The 19,988-nt window shown below is 77.3% G+C and carries 16 protein-coding genes and 3 tRNA genes; 7 read left to right on the top strand and 12 right to left on the bottom strand.

Going from position 1 to position 19,988, the window contains the following annotated elements:
- Nucleotides 1-12: 12 nt before the first annotated feature.
- Nucleotides 13-1,662 (top strand): VWA domain-containing protein, encoded by a 1,650-nt coding sequence (locus DQ238_RS12385; protein ID WP_113781582.1) that lies wholly within the window; start codon nt 13-15, stop codon nt 1,660-1,662.
- Here the strand turns inward: DQ238_RS12385 and DQ238_RS12380 are convergent.
- The 9 genes from DQ238_RS12380 to DQ238_RS12340 form a co-directional block, all read right to left on the bottom strand.
- Nucleotides 1,596-2,618 carry a glycosyltransferase family 9 protein gene (locus tag DQ238_RS12380; RefSeq protein ID WP_233495916.1) on the bottom strand — a complete coding sequence of 341 codons (1,023 nt, stop codon included), beginning with the start codon at nt 2,616-2,618 and terminating at the stop codon, nt 1,596-1,598. The two genes, DQ238_RS12385 and DQ238_RS12380, sit on opposite strands and share 67 nt — an antisense overlap.
- 43 nt (nt 2,619-2,661) lie before the next feature.
- Nucleotides 2,662-4,056, bottom strand: coding sequence for a D-glycero-beta-D-manno-heptose 1-phosphate adenylyltransferase (gene rfaE2 / locus DQ238_RS12375; protein WP_113781581.1), 1,395 nt, complete (start codon nt 4,054-4,056; stop codon nt 2,662-2,664).
- On the bottom strand, nt 4,053-4,733 hold the full coding sequence (locus DQ238_RS12370) for an SIS domain-containing protein (RefSeq protein WP_113781580.1): 681 nt from the start codon (nt 4,731-4,733) through the stop codon (nt 4,053-4,055). Before DQ238_RS12370 ends, rfaE2 begins: the two co-directional genes overlap by 4 nt.
- Nucleotides 4,730-5,998, bottom strand: coding sequence for a glycosyltransferase (locus DQ238_RS12365; RefSeq protein ID WP_113781579.1), 1,269 nt, complete (start codon nt 5,996-5,998; stop codon nt 4,730-4,732). The genes DQ238_RS12370 and DQ238_RS12365 overlap by 4 nt, the downstream gene beginning before the upstream one ends.
- On the bottom strand, nt 5,995-6,960 hold the full coding sequence (locus DQ238_RS12360) for a glycosyltransferase (RefSeq protein WP_113781578.1): 966 nt from the start codon (nt 6,958-6,960) through the stop codon (nt 5,995-5,997). Before DQ238_RS12360 ends, DQ238_RS12365 begins: the two co-directional genes overlap by 4 nt.
- A complete protein-coding gene (locus DQ238_RS12355) occupies nt 6,957-8,036 on the bottom strand; it encodes a glycosyltransferase family 9 protein (protein ID WP_113781677.1) in 1,080 nt (359 codons plus the stop codon). Before DQ238_RS12355 ends, DQ238_RS12360 begins: the two co-directional genes overlap by 4 nt.
- Nucleotides 8,033-9,526: an HAD-IIIA family hydrolase gene (locus DQ238_RS12350; protein WP_113781577.1), complete on the bottom strand. Its 1,494-nt coding sequence runs from the start codon at nt 9,524-9,526 to the stop codon at nt 8,033-8,035. Before DQ238_RS12350 ends, DQ238_RS12355 begins: the two co-directional genes overlap by 4 nt.
- 138 nt (nt 9,527-9,664) lie before the next feature.
- A complete protein-coding gene (locus DQ238_RS12345) occupies nt 9,665-10,180 on the bottom strand; it encodes a MarR family winged helix-turn-helix transcriptional regulator (protein ID WP_113781576.1) in 516 nt (171 codons plus the stop codon).
- A gap of 25 nt (nt 10,181-10,205) precedes the next feature.
- Entirely contained in the window at nt 10,206-10,985 is a 780-nt protein-coding gene (locus DQ238_RS12340; RefSeq protein WP_113781575.1) for a hypothetical protein, read from the bottom strand.
- A 129-nt stretch (nt 10,986-11,114) separates the two neighbouring features.
- Here DQ238_RS12340 and DQ238_RS12335 point away from each other — a divergent pair, with 129 nt between their 5' ends.
- The 5 genes from DQ238_RS12335 to DQ238_RS12315 all read left to right on the top strand — a co-directional run bounded on the left by DQ238_RS12335 (nt 11,115) and on the right by DQ238_RS12315 (nt 18,267).
- Complete coding sequence (locus tag DQ238_RS12335) at nt 11,115-12,422, top strand: alpha-hydroxy-acid oxidizing protein (RefSeq protein ID WP_113781574.1); 1,308 nt, start codon at nt 11,115-11,117, stop codon at nt 12,420-12,422.
- 431 nt (nt 12,423-12,853) lie between these two features.
- A complete protein-coding gene (locus DQ238_RS23270) occupies nt 12,854-13,042 on the top strand; it encodes an NAD-dependent epimerase/dehydratase family protein (protein WP_199506315.1) in 189 nt (62 codons plus the stop codon).
- A gap of 112 nt (nt 13,043-13,154) precedes the next feature.
- Nucleotides 13,155-15,542 carry a glycosyltransferase gene (locus DQ238_RS12325; protein ID WP_147263064.1) on the top strand — a complete coding sequence of 796 codons (2,388 nt, stop codon included), beginning with the start codon at nt 13,155-13,157 and terminating at the stop codon, nt 15,540-15,542.
- A complete protein-coding gene (locus DQ238_RS12320) occupies nt 15,542-17,311 on the top strand; it encodes an ABC transporter ATP-binding protein (RefSeq protein ID WP_113781572.1) in 1,770 nt (589 codons plus the stop codon). Before DQ238_RS12325 ends, DQ238_RS12320 begins: the two co-directional genes overlap by 1 nt.
- Nucleotides 17,312-17,343: 32 nt before the next feature.
- Entirely contained in the window at nt 17,344-18,267 is a 924-nt protein-coding gene (locus DQ238_RS12315; RefSeq protein ID WP_113781571.1) for a GNAT family N-acetyltransferase, read from the top strand.
- Between the two features lie 73 nt (nt 18,268-18,340).
- Here DQ238_RS12315 and DQ238_RS12310 read toward each other — a convergent pair.
- A tRNA-Arg gene (locus DQ238_RS12310) sits at nt 18,341-18,413 on the bottom strand.
- A 1-nt stretch (nt 18,414) separates the two neighbouring features.
- Here DQ238_RS12310 and DQ238_RS22810 point away from each other — a divergent pair.
- A tRNA-Gln gene (locus tag DQ238_RS22810) sits at nt 18,415-18,551 on the top strand.
- Nucleotides 18,435-18,523 (bottom strand) — tRNA-Ser (locus tag DQ238_RS12305). The genes DQ238_RS22810 and DQ238_RS12305 overlap by 89 nt on opposite strands.
- A gap of 142 nt (nt 18,552-18,693) precedes the next feature.
- Nucleotides 18,694-19,899 (bottom strand): MFS transporter, encoded by a 1,206-nt coding sequence (locus DQ238_RS12300; protein WP_113781570.1) that lies wholly within the window; start codon nt 19,897-19,899, stop codon nt 18,694-18,696.
- Nucleotides 19,900-19,988: the final 89 nt, after the last annotated feature.

Raw genomic sequence — 19,988 nt, 5'->3', positions numbered from 1 at the left:
GGAGCTGGACGCATGGGTCGCCACGCCGCCACCGCTGCCGGGCGACGGTCGCTGCACCTGACGCCGCAGCTGCTCATCGCCGCGGCCGTGGCCGCGGTGGTGCTCGTCGCGGGCGGCATCACCTGGTGGGCCGTCGGCTCCGGAGCCGGGGACTGCGAGCGCACCGACGTGGTGCGGGTGGCCGTCGCCCCCGAGCTGGCCTCGGTCGCCGAGCGGGTGCTGGCCGACGCCGACGGTCTGCGTCCCGAGGACTGCGCCCGCGCCGAGGTGGTGGCGCAGGAGCCGGTGCAGACCGTCGGCGACCTGGCCGCCCTGCAGCCGCAGGACCTGCCGCAGCTGTGGGTGCCCGACTCCTCCCTGTGGCCCGCCCGGGTCGGCGACGCCCCCCTGGAGACCGTCGGCTCGGTGGCCTCCTCCCCGGTCGTGCTGGCCACCAGCCGCACCGCGGTCGACGCGCTGGGCTGGGCCGGCTCACCTCCCGGATGGGGGCAGGCGCTGTCCAGCAGGCAGGGCCTCGCCGTCCCCGACCTGGCCACCAGCGCCGAGGCCCTGGCCGCGCTGAGCGCCGTCCGGACCTCGCTGGGCGGCGGGCCGGAGGCCGACAACGCCGTCGTCCAGGCGGTGCTGGCCGCCGAGCGGGGGCCGTCGGTCTCCCCCGCCGACGCGCTGGCCGCCGGCAGCGCGAACGCGCCCGACGCGCCGCTGGTCCCGGTCAGCGAGGAGGAGGTGTACGCCACCAACCAGGGGGCCGAGGAGTCGAACCTGGTCGCGGTCTACCCCCGCGAGGGCTCGCCGTCGCTGGACTACCCGCTGGTGCGGGTCGGCTCGGCCTCCGGCGCCGATGCCGCGACGGTGAACGCGGCGGTACGGGCGCTCACCTCGGACGCAGCGCGCGCCGCCGTCCTCGACGCGGGCTTCCGGGACGCCGACGGCGCCGCGCCGACGGACGCCGGAGACACCACCGGGATCCAGCAGGCCGCTCCCCCGGCGGTGCCGCTCGACCCCGCCCAGGTGCAGTCGCTGCTGGCCCAGCTGGCGGAGCTGGCCGCACCGTCGCGGATCCTCACGGTCTTCGACGTCTCCACCTCGATGGAGGCGCCCGCCGGGAACGGCACCCGCGCCACGCTCGCCCGGGACGCCGCCAAGAGCACGCTGTCCCTCGTGCCCGGGAACTTCGCACTCGGCCTGTGGGTCTTCGCCGACCGGCTCCAGGGCGACCAGGACTGGACCGAGCTGGTGCCCACCCGCACCCTCGACACCCAGGTCGACGGCACCGCCCAGCGCGACCTGCTCGACGAGCAGCTCGACACGCTCCCCGACCGGCTCACCCCCGGCGGCACCGGGCTGTACGACACGACGCTGGCCGCGGTGCGGACGGCGCGGGCCGACTACGACCCGACCGCGGTGAACAGCGTCCTGGTGGTGACCGACGGGACCAACGAGGACGAGGACGGCATCGACCTGCCGGCGCTGCTCGGCACGCTGCGCGGCGAGGCCGACCCGGAGCGGCCGGTCAAGGTCATCGGCGTGGCCCTGGGCCCGGACGCCGACCTGCAGGTCCTCCAACAGGTCGCCGACGTCACCGGGGGCGAGGCCTACTCCGCGGTCGACCCCGCCGACCTGCAGACCGTCCTCTTCGACGCCCTCCGCCAGCGCGGCTGAAGCAGGTCGTCCAGCGCCGCGGTGACCTCCGCGACCGTGATCCGCGCCAGCGCCGGGTCGAGCTGGGTGCCCCACGGGTCCCCGGTGCCGTCGCCGTGCCAGAGGACGACGTGCTGCGGCCGCGGCGGAGGCCCCCACAGCGCCGGCGACACCGGCCCGAACAGCACCACCGACGGACGGCGGTAGGCGCTCGCCAGGTGCGCCGTCCCGGTGTCGCCGCTGACCACGACCCGGGCGCCGGCGACCACGGCGGCCAGCTCGAGCGTCGTCGTCCGCCCGGCGAGCACCGCCTCCTCCCCCAGCCCGGCGGCCTGCGCCACCGACCGGGCGAGCACGACCTCGGCGGGTCCGCCGGTGACCCGCACGTCCAGGCCGGCGGCGGCCAGGTGCCGGGCGACCGCGGCGAACCGGTCCGGTGGCCAGCGCCGGGCGGGGAAGGCCGCGCCCGGGTGGACGAGCGCGACCCCCGCCGGCGCCGGGGCGGGCACGTCCGGGACGGCGAGGTCGAGCGCGTCGGGGTCGGCGTCCACGCCCAACCCCTCGGCGACCAGCCGGCACCAGCGCCGCACCTCGTGCTCGTCGGGGTACCAGGTCGGCCCGGGGTAGCCGGGGCTGGCGAAGGTCAGCAGCCGCGCCGGGTGCAGGTCGGCGACCACCACGTGCGACGCCGGGCCCTTGCCGTGCAGGTCGACGGCGAGCTCCGGCGGCGGGCCGGCCCAGTCCAGCGGCTCCAGCTCGCGGGCGGGCAGCACCTCGTCGACGGCGTCGACCAGCCCCGCCAGCGGCGCCAGCGCGGTCGTCGTCGCCAGCACCAGGCGGTGGCCGGGCACCGCGGCGCGCACCGCCCGGATCGCCGGGACGCCGGTGAGCAGGTCCCCCAGCCCCAGCGGCCGCAGCACCACCGCCACCGGCCGGTCGTCATCGAAGCGGCCGTTGTGGCCACGAAGGCCGCTCACGCAGGGGCCTTCGTAGCCAGTTTAGCCCCCGGGGGTGGGGGGTTCACACGCGGGAGCGCTCGACCAGGGCGGTCGTGGAGTGCCCGTCGAGGTAGGGCAGGACGACGGCCTGGCCGCCCCAGCGACGCAGCACCGCGGCCTCGGGCAGGTCCGCACCCGCGTAGTCGCCGCCCTTGGCCCACACGTCCGGGCGCAGCCGGTCGAGCACCTCGGCGGGGGTGTCCTCGTCGAAGACGACGACCGCGTCGACGAACTCCAGCGCCTCCAGGACCCGCGCGCGGTCGGCGGCGGTCACCAGCGGGCGCGACGGGCCCTTGAGCCGGCGCACCGACTCGTCGGAGTTGACGCACACGACCAGGCAGTCGCCCAGCCCTCGGGCCGCCCGCAGCGTGGCGACGTGCCCGGGGTGCAGCAGGTCGAAGCAGCCTCCGGTAGCCACCACCGTGCCGCCGCCGGCGCGGACCCGGGCGATCACCGCGTCGGCCCCCGGCGCGACGGCGACCTCCGGCTCCGGCTGCGGCTGGGCGTCCCAGGCCCGGTCCCACGCGCTGGCGCCGCCGCGGGCGACGAAGGCGCCGGCGAACGCCACCGCGACCGCCACCGCCTCGCCGGTCACCGCGCCGTCGGCCAGCGCCAGCGCCGCGGCGGCGGCGAACGAGTCGCCGGCGCCGCACGGGTCGCCCCCGCTCACCGGCACCGCGGGAACCACCATGGGGGCGCCCTCCCCGTAGGAGAGCAGCGCGCCCCGGGCGCCGAGGGTCACCGCGACCGCGCCGACGCCCCAGTGCCGGATCAGCGCCTCGGCCCGGGCGCCGACCGCGGCCAGCCCGGCCCCCTCGGCGGCCACCCCGACGGCCGCCGCCACCCGGGTGGCCTCGGCGCCGTTGGGCGTCACCAGCCGCGCCGTGGGCAGCGGGTCGGCGCCGCGGGGGTGCGGGTCCCACACGACCGGGCCGCGGGCCTCGGCCAGCGCCGCCCGGACGTCGGCGGCCGCCGACGTCCCCCGGCCGTAGTCGGCCACCAGGACGGCGGCGGCGTCGCGGACCACCGCGGCGGCCTCCGCGGGCAGCGGACCCACCCCCGCCACCGGCGCGCCGCTGTCGATGCGCACCACCGAGTGGTCCCCCACCCGCACGCGGCGCTTCACCGCCGTGCCCCCGGCGGCCGGGACCTCCACCAGCCGCACCCGGCCGGCCAGCAGCGCCCGCAGCCGGTCGGCGTCCTCGTCGTCGGCCACCGGGGTCACCAGCACGACCTCGCGGGAGGTGGCGGCCGCCGCGACCACCGCGGCCAGCGCCGCCCCGCCGGGGCGCTCCCGGGTCTCGACGTCCTCCACCACCGGCACCGGGGCGTCGGGGGTGAGCCGGGACGCCGTGCCGACCAGGTCGACGTCGAGCAGCGCGTCGCCGACGACGACCAGCGGCCCCGGCGCGCTCACCGGGCGACCCCGAGGCGGGTGTCCGGCACGCGGGCGGGCTCGGCGAGCACCGCGGCGTCGAAGGCGGCGCACACCAGGTGCAGGGCGACCAGGTGGCACTCCTGCACGGTGGCCGTCCACGGGGAGTCGATGCAGACGGCGTCGTCGCACGTCCCGGCCAGCGGGTTGGGTGTGGGCCCGGTCATCGCCAGCACCGTGATGCCGCACTCGCGGGCCCGGCGGGCGGCGGCGACGGCGTTGGGGCTGCGGCCGGACGTCGACAGCAGCACCAGCACGTCACCGACCCGGCCGTGCGCCTCCACCTGGCGGGCGAACAGCTCGTCGGAGGGGTAGTCGTTGGCGATCGCGGTCAGCGACGAGGTCTCCGCGGTCAGGCAGATCGCGGAGAACGGCGGGCGGTCGGCCCGGTAGCGGCCGACCAACTCGGCGGTCAGGTGCTGGGCCTGCGCGGCGCTGCCGCCGTTGCCGGCCGCCAGCAGCCGCCCCCGCCCCGACCCGCACAGCACGTCGACGAGCATCCGGCCCCAGCGGTCCAGGGTGTCCAGCTGCCCGGAGAGGCAGCCCAGTGCCGCGGTCAGCGAGGCCACGTGGTCGGCGCCGGTGAGGTGGGTGCACGCGTCCGGCGACACCACCTCACCGGTGGAGTGCGGAGCCGCGGAGAGCGGAGCTGGGTTCATCGGGCGACCTCCACGGGACGGCGGCTGGCGAGGACCTGTCGGTACACGGACTCGGTGTCGGCGACCACGCGGGCCCACCGGTAGCGGTCGTGGGCCCGGCGCACCCCGGCCGCGCCGTAGGCAGCCCGGCGGGCGTCGTCGGCGAGCAGCGCGGCGAGCACCCCGCCGAGCCGGGCGGGGTCGCGCGGCGGGACGAGGTCGCCGGTGACGCCGTCGGCGACGGAGTCCTGCAACCCGCCGACGGCGGTGGCGACCACCGGCCGACCGCAGGCCATGGCCTCCAGCGGGGTGATCCCGAACGGCTCGTACCAGGGCACGGCGAGGACGACGTCGGCCGAGCGGATCCACGCCGGGACGTCAGCCCGCGCCACCGCTCCGGTGAACACCAGCCGGTCGGCGACGCCGAGGGACGCGGCGACCGCGCGCAGCCGGCGCACCTCCGGGTCGTCGTCCACCTGCCCGGCCGGGGGCCCGCCGACGACGACCAGCTCGGCGCCGGGGACAGCGGCCAGCGCCCGGACGGCGTCCTCCTGGCCCTTGCGCTCGACCAGCCGCCCGAGCACGAGCAGCCGCGGGCGGCCGCCGTGCGGGGCGACCGGGCCGTGGGGAGAGGAGGGCGTGCGCGGAGCCACCGGGCCGCGGGGTGTGAACAGCACGGTGTCCACGCCGCACGGGACGACCGAGACCCGGTCGCTGGTCAGGCCGAGGCGGCGCAGCTCGAACACCTCGTCGGAACAGGTGGCGACCACGTGGGTGACGGTGCGGCACAGCGCCCGCTCGAGCTCGATGCGCTGCGCCGGGGAGGTGTCCGCGACGCCCTGGTGGCGGCGCTTGACCGAGCCGAGGGCGTGGAAGGTCTGCACGATCGGGATCGTCCCCGCCCGCCCCGCCCCCGCCCGCCCCGCGCCGCCCGCGGCGACCGCGGCCAGCCCGCTCATCCAGAAGTGCGCGTGCACGAGGTCCGGCGGAGCCGCGGCCCAGGTCCGGCGCAGCACCGCGGCGAACTCGGGCATGTGCCGCAGCAGCGCGTCCTTCTGCAGCACCCGCGCAGGCCCCGCGGTCACGTGGGCGACGTCGTAGCCGTCGGCGGTGGTCACCCGGTCGGGCTGGTCGGGGTCCTCGCGGCGGGTGTGCACGGTGACCTCGTGCCCGCGGCGGGCCAGCCCCGCGGCCAGCGCGGCGACGTGCACGTTCTGCCCGCCGGCGTCGACCCCACCGATCGCGGCCAGGGGGCTGGCGTGCTCGCTGACCAGGTCGATCCTCACCGTGTCACCTCGCTCAGCAGGCGATCCCAGTCCGCCAGGAAGCGCGGCAGGCCGTAGCGCTCCAGGGCGGCCGCGCGGGCGGCCTTCCCGGCCAGCCGGGCGGCGTCCTCGTCGTGCAGGTAGGTGCGGACGGCGGCCCAGAGCCGCTCCGGGTCCGTGGAGAGCACGCCCGCCTCGCGCGGCACCGCCTCGACCACCTCGGTGGTGGCCAGCCCGACCACCGGCATGCCCAGGTGCATCGCCTCCAGCAGGGACAGCCCGAGCGAGGTCCAGCGCACCGGGTGCACGTACACCCGACGGCGGGCCAGCTCGGCGTGCATCGCGGCCTGCGGCGGGTCGTCGTGCAGCGCGACCCGGTCGGGGTCGAGGCCGTAGCGCTCGTGCAGACCGGCCAGGCCCATGCCGAAGACGTCGACCGGCGCGACCGCGGCCAGGCCCGCCAGCAGGTCGGCGCCGACGGTGCGGCCGCGGCGGACTGGCTCGTTGGTGACGACGGCGGCGCGGGCCAGCTCGCCGGTCCAGCGCTCGCCGGGGTCGACGATGCCGTGCTCGATCACCGTCGTCGGCGCCCGGCCGTTGTCGTAGCAGAGCTGGTTGAAGTAGGTGACGTGGGCGATCGGGATGTCCGACCGGTCGGCCAGCGGGTGCCGGGTGTGGGTGGCGGACCCGTCCGGCGCGTTGTGCTCGAGGAAGACGGCGGGCAGGTCGCGGCCGGGCTCGCGGCCCAGCCACTCCCGCACCAGCTCCAGGTCGCGCACGCGCTGCAGGACGACGACGTCGACGTCCTCGTCGCGCAGCTGCTCGGGGGTCACCTCGCGGGCCGAGGCCGGCCAGTCCCAGGTGCGGGCCCGGCCCAGCCCGTCGGGACCCCGGTCGGGCGTGACCGGCAGCAGGTACTCGTGGCGGCCCAGGACGAACGCCGTCGTCCACGAGCCGTGCACGTGCCAGAGCAGGACCTTCATCGGCTTCCCAACTTCTCCACGGCAGCGACCACGTCGGCTGCGCTCACCGACGAGAGACAGGGGTGGCCGGGCACCGGGCACTCGCGGGCCCGGGTGAGCCGGCAGGGGGCGTGCTGGTCGCCGAGCAGCACGGTGGGCACACCGTAGGGGGCCCACCGCGCGGCCGGCACGACCGGGGAGAACAGCGAGACCACCGGGGTCCCGACGGCGGCGGCCAGGTGGGCGGGGCCGGTGTTGCCGACGACGACCGCCGCGGCGCCGTCGAGCAGCGCCGCCAGCTCGGCCAGGCTCAGCGCGCCGCCGAGGTCGACGCCGCGGCGGCCCGCGACGACGGCGGTCAGCTCGCGCTCCCCCGGACCGCCGGTGACCAGCACCCGGTGGCCGGCATCGGTGAGCGCCTCGACCGCCTCGGTGCAGCGGTGCGCCGGCCAGGCGCGGGCGGGCACCGACGCGCCGGGGTGCAGCACGACGTATTCGGGTGACGAGTCCTCCCCCGTGCCGGGTGCCCGCGCGCCACGAGCCTGGACGTCACCGAACCGGGAGAGCACGTCAGCTGGTGCGGGCAGGGGTCGGCGCACGGCGAGCCGGCCGTCGTCGCCGGCCGGCAGGTCGAAGCCCGCGGCGCGGGCCAGCGACAGCGCCCGCTCGGGTTCGGGCAGGTCCGTGTCGTCGTCGAGGCCCACCCGGTGGCGGACGTCGAGCAGCGAGCCGGGGTGGTCGACGCTGATCGCCGAGATCCGCGGCACCCCGGCGGCGCGCAGCAGCAGCGCCAGCGGCAGCGGCGACTGGTGGAACGACGTGGAGACGACGGCCTCGTCGGGTGCGAGCGCGCGGACCCGCCCGGTGAGCGCGGCGAGGTCACCGGCGTCGACCGGCGGGGGGTCGCCGAGGATCCACGGGCAGGCCCAGGTCCAGACCTCGTCGACGCCGGGCAGCAGGCGGGCCGCCTCGGCTCCGGCGGGGCCGGCGAGGAACACGACCCGGTCGGCGCCGGCGGCCACGGCGCGCACCATCGGCCCCTGGACGAGCACGTCGCCGACCGAGTCCAGCCGGGCGACGAGGACGGTGCGACTCACCACTCCCCTGCCAGCACCGCGTCGACCGCCTCGGTCAGGGTGGCCGCGCGGCGGGGTGCCGCATCGACCTCGGACCGTCGGGTGACCGGCGTCGGCACGAGGATCCCCGCGGCCCCGGCGGCGGCCGCGGCCTCGACGTCGGCGCCGATGTCGCCGATGACCACGCACCGGGCGGGGTCGACGCCCGCCTCGGCGCAGGCGGCCTCGACCAGGCCGGGCGCGGGCTTGCGGCAGGTGCAGCCGTCGTCCGGACCGTGCGGGCAGACCTGGACGGTGTGGAACGGGCCGAGCAGCTCCGCCAGGCGGCTCGTGCAGGCGTCGACCTGCTCGCGGGTGATCAATCCGCGGGCGACGCCGGACTGGTTGCTGACCACGCCGACCCGCACGCCGCGGGCCCGGAGCGCGTCGACGGCCTCCCTCGCCCCGGGGACCGGTTTCACCAGCTCCGGGTCGCCGTTGTACGGGTAGTCGCGCACCAGGGTGCCGTCGCGGTCGAACAGGACCAGGTCGGGCAGCCCGCGCCAGGGCCGCACCCGCCGGTGCCGCACCACCCCGCGCAGCACGTGCCAGGTCGCCAGCGGCGGGATGAGCGCGCTGGTGGCGAGCATGGTGGCGACCTCGGCGCGGTCGCGGGGGCCGGGCGCGATGCGGGCCCGGGCGAACTCGGCGGTGGCGGCCGCCCAGGCGAGCGCGGCCGCGGCCGCGGCCCGGGGGCGCCGGGCGGCGGCCAGGCCGACGGCGGCCAGCCCGGCGGCGGTGACGGCCAGGTGCTGCGGACGGCGGCCCAGCGGGGCCGCGGCGCGCTCCCGCCAGCCGCGGCCGTGCAGCCGGCGCATGAGGACGTCGTCGGCGTTGCCCGCCTGCACGCGCACGCTGACCCAGCGGTCGACCGGACGGACCGGGTGGGTGGTCCGGCGCTGCCCGCGGACCAGCCGGGCGCCGGTGTCCACCACCCGCAGGGCGAGGTCGGAGTCCTCGCGGAAGGCGTGCGGGAAGCGCTCGTCGAAGCCGCCGACCGCGGCCAGGGCGGCGCGGCGGTAGGCGAGGTCGGCGGTGATCCAGGCGCTGGTGGCCAGGCCCGCGGTGCCGCGCTCCCAGTCGGTGGGCCGGCGGTGCTCCGGCAGCGGCACCCGGATCCGGCCCTGGCTGCCGGCGACGTCGACCGGCAGGTCGGCGAGGTCGGCGGCCAGCCGGGAGTACCAGTCCGGGCCGGGGACGACGTCGTCGTCGAGGAAGGCGATCCACTCGGTGCGCGCGGTGCGCCAGCCCAGGTTGCGGGCGCGGGCCGGCCCGCCGCCCCCGGTGCGGACGACGCGGACCGGGGGCAGGCCCGGCCGCTCCGGCCGCAGCGGCTCTCCGGAGGGCCGGTCGTCGACCAGCACGATCTCCGCCGGACGCGGACCGGACGCCGCCGCCAGGGCGTCGAGCAGCACGTCGAGGGACGGCCGGCCGACGGTCGGCACGACCACGGAGCACTGCTCGATCCCCATCCGCACGATCGCCTCCTGCCCGGCGCTGGCTCCCGGGAAACACTACGGGCTTGAAGTGTCCCCGGGTGGGGGCGGGGGCGGCCCCGTCCAGGGCACCGCCCCGAGCCTGCGAGGGGTGGGGAGGACGGGGTCCTTGCGTCAGCGGCGGGTGCGGGCGGCCGCGGAGACGCGGGCGAGGGCGTCGGTGACGACCGCGGCGTCGTCGCCGAGCAGGGCGAGCAGGTGGGCCACGAGGCCGTCGTGGGTGGACCGGGCCTCCTCGACCCTGGCCCGGCCGGCCGGGGTGAGCCGGGCGTGCAGCAGCCGCCGGTCCCCCGCCGTCCGCTCGCGGACCACCAGACCCTCGGCCACCAGCCGGGTCATCGTGCTGGTCACCCCGGCCCGCGAGAGGCCGAGCGCCTCGGCGACCTCGCCCATGCTGGCGCGCTCGCCGGGCGTCTCCGCGAGCCGCCGCAGCGCCTCGTACCCGGTGAGGGAGAGGCCGTGCTCGCGGTGCAGGGCCGAGTCGACGCGGCGGGTGATGCGGTCGTGCACCTGGACGATGCGCAGCCAGGTCTCCGCCGGGCCGGGTGCCGCCCCGGGGACCGCGGCGACGTCGCGGGGGACGCCGTCGCCCGGGAGGTCCTGGGTGAGGGCGTCCTCGGGCCGGGGCACGCCCCCATCGTCGCCGAGGCCGCGCTCAGCCGCTCCCGGGAGGGGCGGGCGGTCGCGGACGCCGGCGTCCGGCGGCCGCGGCCAGGCCGACCGCGACGGCGACCAGCGCCGACCCCCCGGCCAGCAGCGGCCAGGAGGTGTCCCCGTCCGGGGTGGCCTCCTCGGCAGCGGCGGGGACCACCGGAGTCCGGTCGAGCGCGGCCGCGGCCCCGGCGCCACCCGCCGCGGGCAGGTCGGGGACCGGCACGTCCGCGGCGGGACCCGCGGCGACCGGCGGCGCAGCGGCCGAGGGGACGCCGGTGGCGGCGGTCGGCGGGGCGATGGCGGCGCAGTCCTCCCACCTCGGCCGGGTGGAGCTGTAGCCGTCCAGCTCGTCGACGAACGCGGTGCCCGAGCCGTCGAGCGCCGTGTACGCCAGGCTGGGGTCGATCGTCTCGCCCCAGTCGACGTCGCCGGTGCCGAGGACGACGACGGCGCCGGGCGCCACCTCGGCGGCGTCCTCCCCCGCAGGCCGACGGGTGGTGGCGAGGGTGACGGCGTAGGGGGTGCTGCCGCCGGTGACCTCGACGACGATCCCACCGGGGCGGCAGCTGGGGCCGTGCGTGACCCGGGAGTCGGGCCGGGCGGGGTCGTCGACGGCGGCCGCGGGTGCCGCGCCGACGATGCCGGCACAGGCCAGGACCGCCCACAGCCCTGCGGTGGTCACGAGGCTCGGGACGAGCCGTCGGCGAGGCCTGGTGGCGACCGGCACGTGCGCTTCCCCCTGGTCACCGCGGCGCACCCGCAGCGCCCCGGTGCCCTCCATGATGGCGTGCGTGACGCGCCGGGACCCCCGGTCACCGACCGGTCCCGCGTGTCGCCGCGGCGTGTCGCCAGGATCCCGGTCCGGGACCGTCCGGCGAGGGTGCGAGGAAGGGCGCACTACGGTGGCGAGGTGGACTCCGCAGCGGGTACCGGTCGCCGTCGGCAGGACGAGGTCTACCGCGCCGGGGTCTACGGCCACCGGCCGCGGGTGCCGACGGCGGCGCGGGCCCTGCAGCGCCGCGCGCGGGAGCGGCTGGCCGCCCGCGCCTACGCCTACGTGGCGGGCGGGGCCGGGGAGGAGACCACGCAGCGGGCCAACCGCGCCGCGTTCGACCGGTGGGCCGTCGTCCCCCGGGTGCTGCGGGACGTGAGCGTCCGCGACACCTCGGTGGAGCTGTTCGGCCGGCGGCTGCCCGCGCCGCTGCTGCTCGGGCCGGTGGGGGCGCTGGAGCTGGTGCACCCGGAGGCCGACCTGGCGGTGGCGCGCGCCGCGGCCGGGCTCGGCGTGCCGATGGTCTTCTCCAACCAGGCGTCGGTGCCCATGGAGCGGTGCGCCGCGGTGATGGGGGCGGCCCCGCGGTGGTTCCAGCTGTACTGGTCGACCTCCGACGAGCTGGTGGAGAGCCTGGTCGGCCGGGCCGAGGCCTGCGGCTGCGACGCGCTGGTGGTCACCCTCGACACCACGATGCTGGGCTGGCGACCGCGCGACCTCGACCTCGGCCACCTGCCGTTCGCGCTCGGCAAGGGCATCGCGCAGTACACCTCCGACCCGGTGTTCCGCCGGCTGGCGGAGCAGCGGGCGGCCGCGCCCACCCCGGCCGAGCCGGCCGCCTCGGCCCGGCGCGACCGCCAGCCGCGACCCACGCTGTCCGCCGTCCGGGCGCTGGTCGGGATGGCGCGGGCCTGGCCGGGGCCGCTGCGGGACAACCTGCGCTCGCCGCTGCCGCGGGCCGCCGTCGAGACGTTCCTGGCCATCTACTCCCGGCCGTCGATCACCTGGGCCGACCTGGCCTGGCTGCGGTCGCGCACCCGGCTGCCGGTCCTGCTCAAGGGCGTGCTGCACCCCGACGACGCCCGCCGGGCGCTCGACGAGGGGGTGGACGGCGTGGTGGTGAGCACGCACGGAGGGCGGCAGGTGGACCGCTCGATCGCCGCGCTGGACGCGCTGCCCGACGTCGTCGCCGCGGTCGGCGACCGCGCCCCCGTGCTGCTCGACAGCGGGGTGCGCAGCGGCGCGGACGTGTTCACCGCCGTCGCGCTGGGAGCCCGGGCCGTGCTGCTGGGCCGGCCGTTCGCCTGGGGGCTGGGGCTGGCCGGCGAGGACGGCGTGCGCCAGGTGGTGTCCGACGTGCTCGGCGAGTTCGACCTGACGCTGGGGCTGACCGGGTACACCGCGGTGGAGCAGCTGTCGCCGGAGGCTCTCCGCCGGGTCGGGTGAGGGGTCACCGGACCCGCACACCGACACGCCGGGGCGGCCTTGACCCCGTCGAGTGACACAGGTCACAGTTGGGGCAGGCGGGGGCAGCCGGCAATGAGTGGCCACCCACTGCTGGGTGGACCGACCAACGCGGCCAGACCGCCAGGACCGGCCCCCCGCCCCCACCTCACCGACGGCACGTCGGCGAACACCGCACGTCGACGCCATCCCGAGGGCCCGCTCGCCGGAACGACCCGGCAACGCCAAAGCGCCCCCGTGCCCACGCCGACCCCCTTGACCGGCCAGGAGCGATCTCGCAAGCTCTCCGCGGCCAGAGAGGTGCGCGAGGCTCGGGACTCGCCTCACCGCGGGCGGTCACTCCTCCGGACCTGCCGCTCCTCCCTGCGCGGGCAGCTCCACCCCGCCCGCCGCAGCTTCCCGGGAGGATGCCCATGCGAGTCGTCGTCACCGGCGGAGCCGGCTTCCCGGGCTTCCACCTCCGCGGGGCTCTCCTCCGGCGCGGCGACACGGTGGTGTGCGTCGACGACCTCTCCACCGGCCGGCAGGCCGACGTCGACGGTGACCCGACTCCGCCGGACGGCCTCGGGACCCGGTGTCCGGCCGTGACCGCCGACGGTTGACGAGGTGCACCAGACCAGCCGGCGCAGCGGGGGGGCCGCCGACGCCGTGCGGACCACCCCGCCACCGGCCCCGCGAGGCCCCACCCCTCCGGCCGCACGGGACCGCGTCCGCGTGGCCGGCAAGAAGTTCCTCGCCGGGGGACGCACCTTCCCGGTCCGCGGGGTGACCTACGGGTCCTTCCTCCCCCGGTCCGACGGCTCTCCCTTCCCCGAGCTCCCGGGAATCCGCCGAGACCTCTCGGCCATGAGCGCGCTCGGGCTCACCACGGTCCGCACCTACGCCGTCCCCCCGCCGGACCTCGTCGAGACCGCCGCGGAGGAGGGCCTCCGGCTGCTCGTCGGGCTGGACTACGCCGACTGGCGGATGTCCCCGGGGCCCGCCGAGCACCGCCGGGTCCTGGACGCCGGCCGGCGAGCGGTGGACGACGCCGTCGCCGTCTGCGCCGGCCGGGAGAGCGCCGTCCTCGGCCTCGTCATCGGCAACGAGGTCCCGGGCGACCTCGTGCGGGTGGAGAGCATCGGGCGGGTGCGCGACACCCTCTCCCAGCTCGTGGCGCACGCCCACCAGACCGCCCCCGACCTGCTGGTCACCTACGCGAACTACCCCACCACGGAGTACCTCGACGTCGAGGGGGCCGACTTCCTGGCGTTCAACGTGTTCCTCGAGCACCCCGGAACGCTGCGCAGGTACGCGTCGCACCTGCACGTCCTGGCCGACGACCGGCCGGTCGTCATCTCCGAGCTGGGCCTGGCCGAGCAGGTGCACGGCGCCGAACGGCAGGCGCAGTCGCTCGCCGCCCAGCTCGCCGAGGTCGACGCCTGCGGAGCGGCCGGCGCGTGCGTCTTCTCGTGGACCGACGAGTGGAGCGTCGGCGGCGAGCCCGTGGGCGGGTGGGGCTTCGGGATCACCACCGAGGACCGTCGGCCCAAGGCCGCCCTGGCCGCGGTCGAGGAGTGGGCCCGGCGGGACGTCCGGGACCTGCGCCCCGTCTGGCCCAGCGTCTCGGTGGTCGTGTGCGCCTACGACGAGGAGCGCTACCTCGCCGACTGCCTGGACTCCCTCCGGGCGGTCGACTACCCGGGCCTCGAGGTCATCGTGTGCGACGACGGCTCCACCGACGGCACGGCGGAGATCGCCGCCCGGTACCCGTTCCGGCTGCTTCCCCTGGACCACGGCGGGCTCAGCGCCGCCCGCAACGCCGGCCTCGCCGCCGCGAGCGGCGAGATCGTCGCCTACCTCGACGCCGACGCCAGGTGCGACCCCGACTGGCCCTACCACCTGGCGCTGTCGATGGAGGACGGCGTGGCGGCCACCGGGGGCCCCAACTTCCCCGTGCCGGGTGCGGGCTTCCAGGAGCGCGTGGTGAGCGCCTCCCCCGGCGGACCCGTGCAGGTCCTGGTGGCCGACGACCGCGCCGAGCACGTCGCCGGCTGCAACATGGCCTTCCGCCGCGAGATCCTCGCCGGCCTCGGTGGTTTCGACCCCGCGTACACCAGCGCCGGGGACGACGTCGACGTGTGCTGGCGGCTGCTGGACGCCGGTCACGAGATCGGCTTCGCGCACGCCGCGCAGGTGTGGCACCACCGCCGGGACACGGTGGCGCGCTACCTGCGCCAGCAGCGCAACTACGGTCGATCCGAGCGCATGGTCTCCGGTCGGCACGCCGAGCGGTTCAACCGTCTCGGGCAGGCCCGGTGGAACGGCTTCCTGTACTCGTCCCCGCGCATGCGCTGGCCCGTCCTGCGGCCCGTGCTCTACCACGGCTGCTTCGGCACGGCGCCCTACCAGCGCGTCCTCCGCCATCGAGCGGACGCGGCCGTGCAGCTGGGCAGCGCGCTGCTCCCCCTGTCGGCACCCGTGGCCCTCGCCGGGGCGCTCGCCGCGGGGTGGTGGCCCTGGGCGCTCGCCCTCCCGGTGAGCGCCGTGCTGCTGGTCCTGGCCTACGCCGCCCTCGCCGCCGTCGCCATCCGCCCCGGCCGCGGCGAGCCCGCCCCGGTCCGGCTGCGCTGCCTCGCCGGTGTGCTGCACGCCGTGCAGCCGTTCGTGCGCACCTGGGGACGCCTGCGCGGGCGAGCATTGGCCCCGACGGACGACGTCGCGCCGCCCTGGACGGGCGACCGGACCGCGTGGCTGACCGCGCTGCAGGGGGAGCTGGCCCGGGGCTGGCGGACCGTCACGCCCGGGAGTCCCACCGACCCGTGGGACCTCTCGGTGAGCGTGGGCCCGTGCGTGCGCTGTCGCCTCACCACCGCGGTGGTCTGGCGCTGGCAGCCGCGGTGGCGCACCCGCCTCACCCTGCGGAGGGGATACCTGGCGGCGCTGGCCGCGGCCCTGGCCCTCCCCGTCGTCGCCCCGGGGCTCGTCGTCGTCCCCGCGGTCCTGCTCGGCGCCGCGGCGATCGAGGCCGCGGGAGTCCGCCGAGCCGTGCGCCGCGCCCTCGATGCGACGGTCGCCGGGAGCACGCCGGCCGTCCCGGAGCCGGGAGGTCGGCCGGGCTGATGTCGATGCCACGGCGGCTGCTGCGCCATCTGCGGCCACACGCGGGCGCGCTCCTGCTCGCGCTGGTGCTGGCCCTGCTGGCCGGCCTGGTGGACCTGCTCCGGCCGTGGACGGTGAAGGTCGTCGTCGACTACGTGCTCGGCGGCCGACCACTCCCGCCCGCCGTGGCGGGGCTCCTGGAGGTCCTCCCCGGCCCGGACTCCCGGCGTGCGCTGCTCGGCTGGACCGTGGCGGTCGCCGTCCTGCTGGCCGTGCTCGGCCTGTGGCTGAGCCTCGTGGTGGCGCGCCGGGTGCTGCGGGCGGCCCAGGACATGGTCCTCGAGCTGGCCCGGGAGGTCTTCGACAAGCTGCAGCGGCTGTCCCTGGGCTTCCACGGCCGGCACGAGGTGGGCGACCTCCTGCAGCGGAGCACCCAGGACGTGTTCGTCGGCGCGATCGTCGCGCAGACCCTCCTGCCGGGCCTGGTCGCGCTGATCACGTTGGTCGGGATGTTCCTGGTGCTGGCCGGCGTCGACCTGCCGCTGGCCGGAGTGGCGATGACGGTCGTGCCGCTGCTCCTGGCCGCGCTGTACTGGTTCGCCCCTCGGCTGGACCGGACGACCAGCGAGCAGTTCGACCGGTGGGGCAAGCTCATGACCTTCGTCGAGAACGCGCTCTCGGCGATCAAGGTCGTACACGCCTTCTCCGGCGAGCGCTACGTGCGCAACCGGGTGGACGCCGACGCCCAGCGGGTGGCCCGCGCGTACGCCGGCTCGACCTTCCTGACCACGGCCTGGGAGCAGTCGACGATCGCCGTCACCGGGATCGGGTCGGCGGCCGTCCTCGGGGTCGGTGCCGTGCGCGTGCTGTCCGGCAGCCTGACCCTGGGGGACCTGCTGGTCTTCACGGCCTACCTCTCGTCCCTCTACGCGCCGCTGCAGTCGCTCGCGAAGGCCGTCGGCGGCGTCGTCGAGATCCGTTCCCGGGGCCGGAGGGTGGTGGAGATCCTCGACTCCGACGACGACGTCCCCGAGCCGCTGCGGCCGGTCGTGCCGGCGGCGCTGCGGGGGGAGGTCGTGTGGGAGGGGGTGGTCTTCGGCTACGACGAGAGCCGCCCCGTGCTGCGCGGGGTGGACCTGCGGGCGGCTCCGGGCGAGGTGACCGCGATCGTGGGGCCGAGCGGAGTGGGCAAGTCCTCCCTCGCCTCCCTCGTCCCGCGCTTCTACGACCCCTGGCAGGGGCGGGTGCTGCTCGACGGCATCGACGTGCGCGACCTCCCGCTGCGCCTCCTCCGGCACCAGGTCGCCCTCGTCCTGCAGGAGCCCTACCTCTTCCCCGTCTCGGTGGCCGACAACATCCGCTTCGGGTCCCCGGGAGCGAGCCGCTCGGACGTCGAAGCGGCGGCGCGCCGGGCCCGCGCAGACGAGTTCGTCGAGCAGCTGCCCGACGGCTACGACACGGTCCTGGGCGAGCACGGCACCACCCTCTCCGGAGGACAGGCCCAGCGCATCGCGCTGGCCCGTGCCCTGGTGAGGAACGCACCGGTCCTCGTCCTGGACGAGCCGACGTCGGCCCTCGACGCGGAGACCGAGGCCGACGTCCTCGAGGCCATCACGGCGGCGGCGAGCGGGCGGACCGTCGTGCTGATCAGCCATCGCCAGTCGACGCTCGCCATCGCCGACCGGACGTTCGAGATGCGCGACGGCCGCCTCACCGAGCGGCCCGGGGCGCCGGCACCACACCGTCGGGCGGCCCGGTCCCCCTCCCTCGACCCGATCGGCACCCCGTGACGGGAGACGTCCTCCCGCCGCGGATCCGCCCGATGCAGGACGCGGACCTCCCCCAGCTGCTGAGGCTGTGGGAGGAGGCCGGCTGGGGCGTGCTCACCACCGAGCAGTGGCGAGCCCGGCACCGGCACGCCCCGCACGGTCCGAGCCGGGTGGCGGTGGCCGTCGCCGCGGACGGGACCGTCGTCGGCCAGGTCACCGCGCTGCGCACCCTGCTCAACGTCCACGGCACCGAGGTGGCGGCGGCACGGGTGCACGGCGCGATCGTCTCCCCGGACGTCCGCAGGCAGAACTCGGCCCCGCTCTCCTCCCACCCGGTCCTCGGGATGCTGCTGTCCCTGGCCGACCCGCTGAGCCGGGACGGGGTGGCCGCCGTCTACGTCGTCCCCAACGCGCGCATGCTGGCCCTGCTCCCCCACCTCCCCCAGGCAGCCCGTGCCGGGTTCCCCCTGTGGAGCAGGCCGCTCGGCCGGCTCCCGGCGGTCCCGGCCGGCTACGACGTCGACCCCGCGGTCGAGCCGGGGGACGTCGACGCGCTCTGGGAGCGGTGCCGCGGCGAGCTCGTGTGCACCGTGCGCGACGCCCGCACCCTGTCCTGGAAGGCCCTCTTCGCTCCCGTGCGGTGGGAGGGGGTCCGCCGCGGCGGCGAGCTCGTGGCGATCGTCACCTCGCGCCGGCACGGCGACCGCCAGTGGCTGCTGGAGGACCTCCTCGCCGTGGACCACGAGGCCAGGGTCGCCGCGATCGCCGCGGTCGTGCGGACCGCGCACCGGGAGTCGGCGGCCCGCGAGATCCGCAAGGTCGGCGCCCTGGCCGTGCCCGCTCTGCAGCCGGCCCTCGCGGAGGCCGGGTTCGCGGTGGACGACTTCGCCTTCCACCTGCTGGTGCACCGGCTGGACGACGCCGGCCCACCGGGCGACCTCGACCCCGCCCGGTGGTACCTCACGCCGAACGACTGACCCGCGCCGGCCGCCTCCCGGACAGACCGCGGCCCCGCCCTCCGGGAGGAGGACGGGGCCGCGACGTCACACGTGCACCCGAAGGGATTCGAACCCCTAACCTTCTGATCCGTAGTCAGATGCTCTATCCGTTGAGCTACGGGTGCGGGCTGTTCAGTTGTGTCGCGCGGAGGCTCCGGGATTTGAACCCGGGATGGGGGTTAACCCAAACCGCATTAGCAGTGCGGCGCCATAGACCGGACTAGGCGAAGCCTCCCGGGGTCCGAGTCCCCCCGGAACCACCACACGGAGAGTACCAGCGCCCGGGGCGGGGCCTGCAGCCCGGGTCCCCGAGCTGCCCACTCCACGCGTCCCCCCGTGGGCATGGGAAGCGATACCTGCGTCACGAGCCCGTGGACGCAGGTATCGCTTCCCATGCCCGTGGGGTCAGGCGGCGACGGGCTCGGCGGCCGGACGGCGGGCAGGGCGCCGGCCCGGCACCAGGGTCACCACGACGGCCAGCGCGGCACCGGCGACGGCCAGCACCAGGCTGCCGCTCACCCCCGCCCGGCTCTCGATCAGCGCACCGCCGAGCGCGGCGCCGACCGCCGAGGCGCCGGTGGCCATCGTGGACAGCCAGGTGAAGGCCTCGGTCGTGGCGTGCGCCGGGGCGATGCTGCCGACCAGGGAGTTCTGCACGGTGAGCGTCGGCGCGATCGCCGTCCCCCCGAGGAAGAGCAGGGCGCCGAGCACCCAGGGGTCCGACGCCGCGGTCAGCGGCGCCAGGCCGATCGTGACCCCGAGCAGCAGCCACCGGTACTGCCGCGGCAGGGAGACGCTGACCACCCGGGCGCCGAACCACAGCCCGCCGGCGACCGAGCCCAGCGACCACAGCGCCAGCAGGACGCCGGACATACCGGGCGCGCCGGCGGCGTCGGCGAACGCGGGGACGGCGACCTCGAGCGCGCCGAAGCCGAGCATCAGCGCCGCGCCGCTGGCCAGCACCCGCGGCATCCCGGGGGCGAGCACGGTGGCGAACACGCTGGCCCGCTCCACCTCGGGGGCCGGCGCCCAGCCGCGCATCGCCCCCGAGGTCGCGACGGCCAGCGCGCCGGCCGCGGCGAGCACCCCGGCGGCGCCCACCGCCCACGCCGGGTCGGCCAGCACCGCGAGCGCGGCGACCACGGTCGGGCCGGCCACGAAGACCAGCTCGGTGGCGGTGGCGTCCAGCGCGTAGGCGGTGGCGCGCACCCTCGGGTCGACCCGCGACCACAGCGCGCGCACCGCACCGGACACCAGCGGCGTACCGGCACCGGCGGCGGCCGAGGCGGCGACGATCGCCGGGGTCGGCGCGCCGCCGAGGACGACGGCGACGAGCAGGGTCAGCAGCAGCGGGTGGGCCGCGGCCTGGGCCAGCAGGACCGGGCGCGGCGTGCGGCGGTCGGCCAACCGGCCGAGGACCGGGGCCGCCCCGGCCATCGCGATGCCGTACGTGGCCGACGCGAGGCCGGCGACCGCGTAGGAACCGGTCTGCTGCTGCACCATGAGCAGCAGCGCGAGCGGGACCATGGCCGAGGGGAGACGGCCGGCGAAACCGGCGACGAGCAGCACCGGGGCCGACGGCAGGCGCCACACGGACAGGTACGAGCGCACGATGAACTCACTTCGGTTGCAGCAGAGAGGAACAGTAGGGGGTCAAAACCCGTTGACCACCTACAGGCTAGGGGGAGCGTCGTAGGGAG

The sequence above is a fragment of the Geodermatophilus sp. TF02-6 genome (genome assembly GCF_003319115.1).
GTDB lineage: Bacteria > Actinomycetota > Actinomycetes > Mycobacteriales > Geodermatophilaceae > Geodermatophilus.
This window is presented reverse-complemented; position numbering and strand designations above follow the sequence as displayed.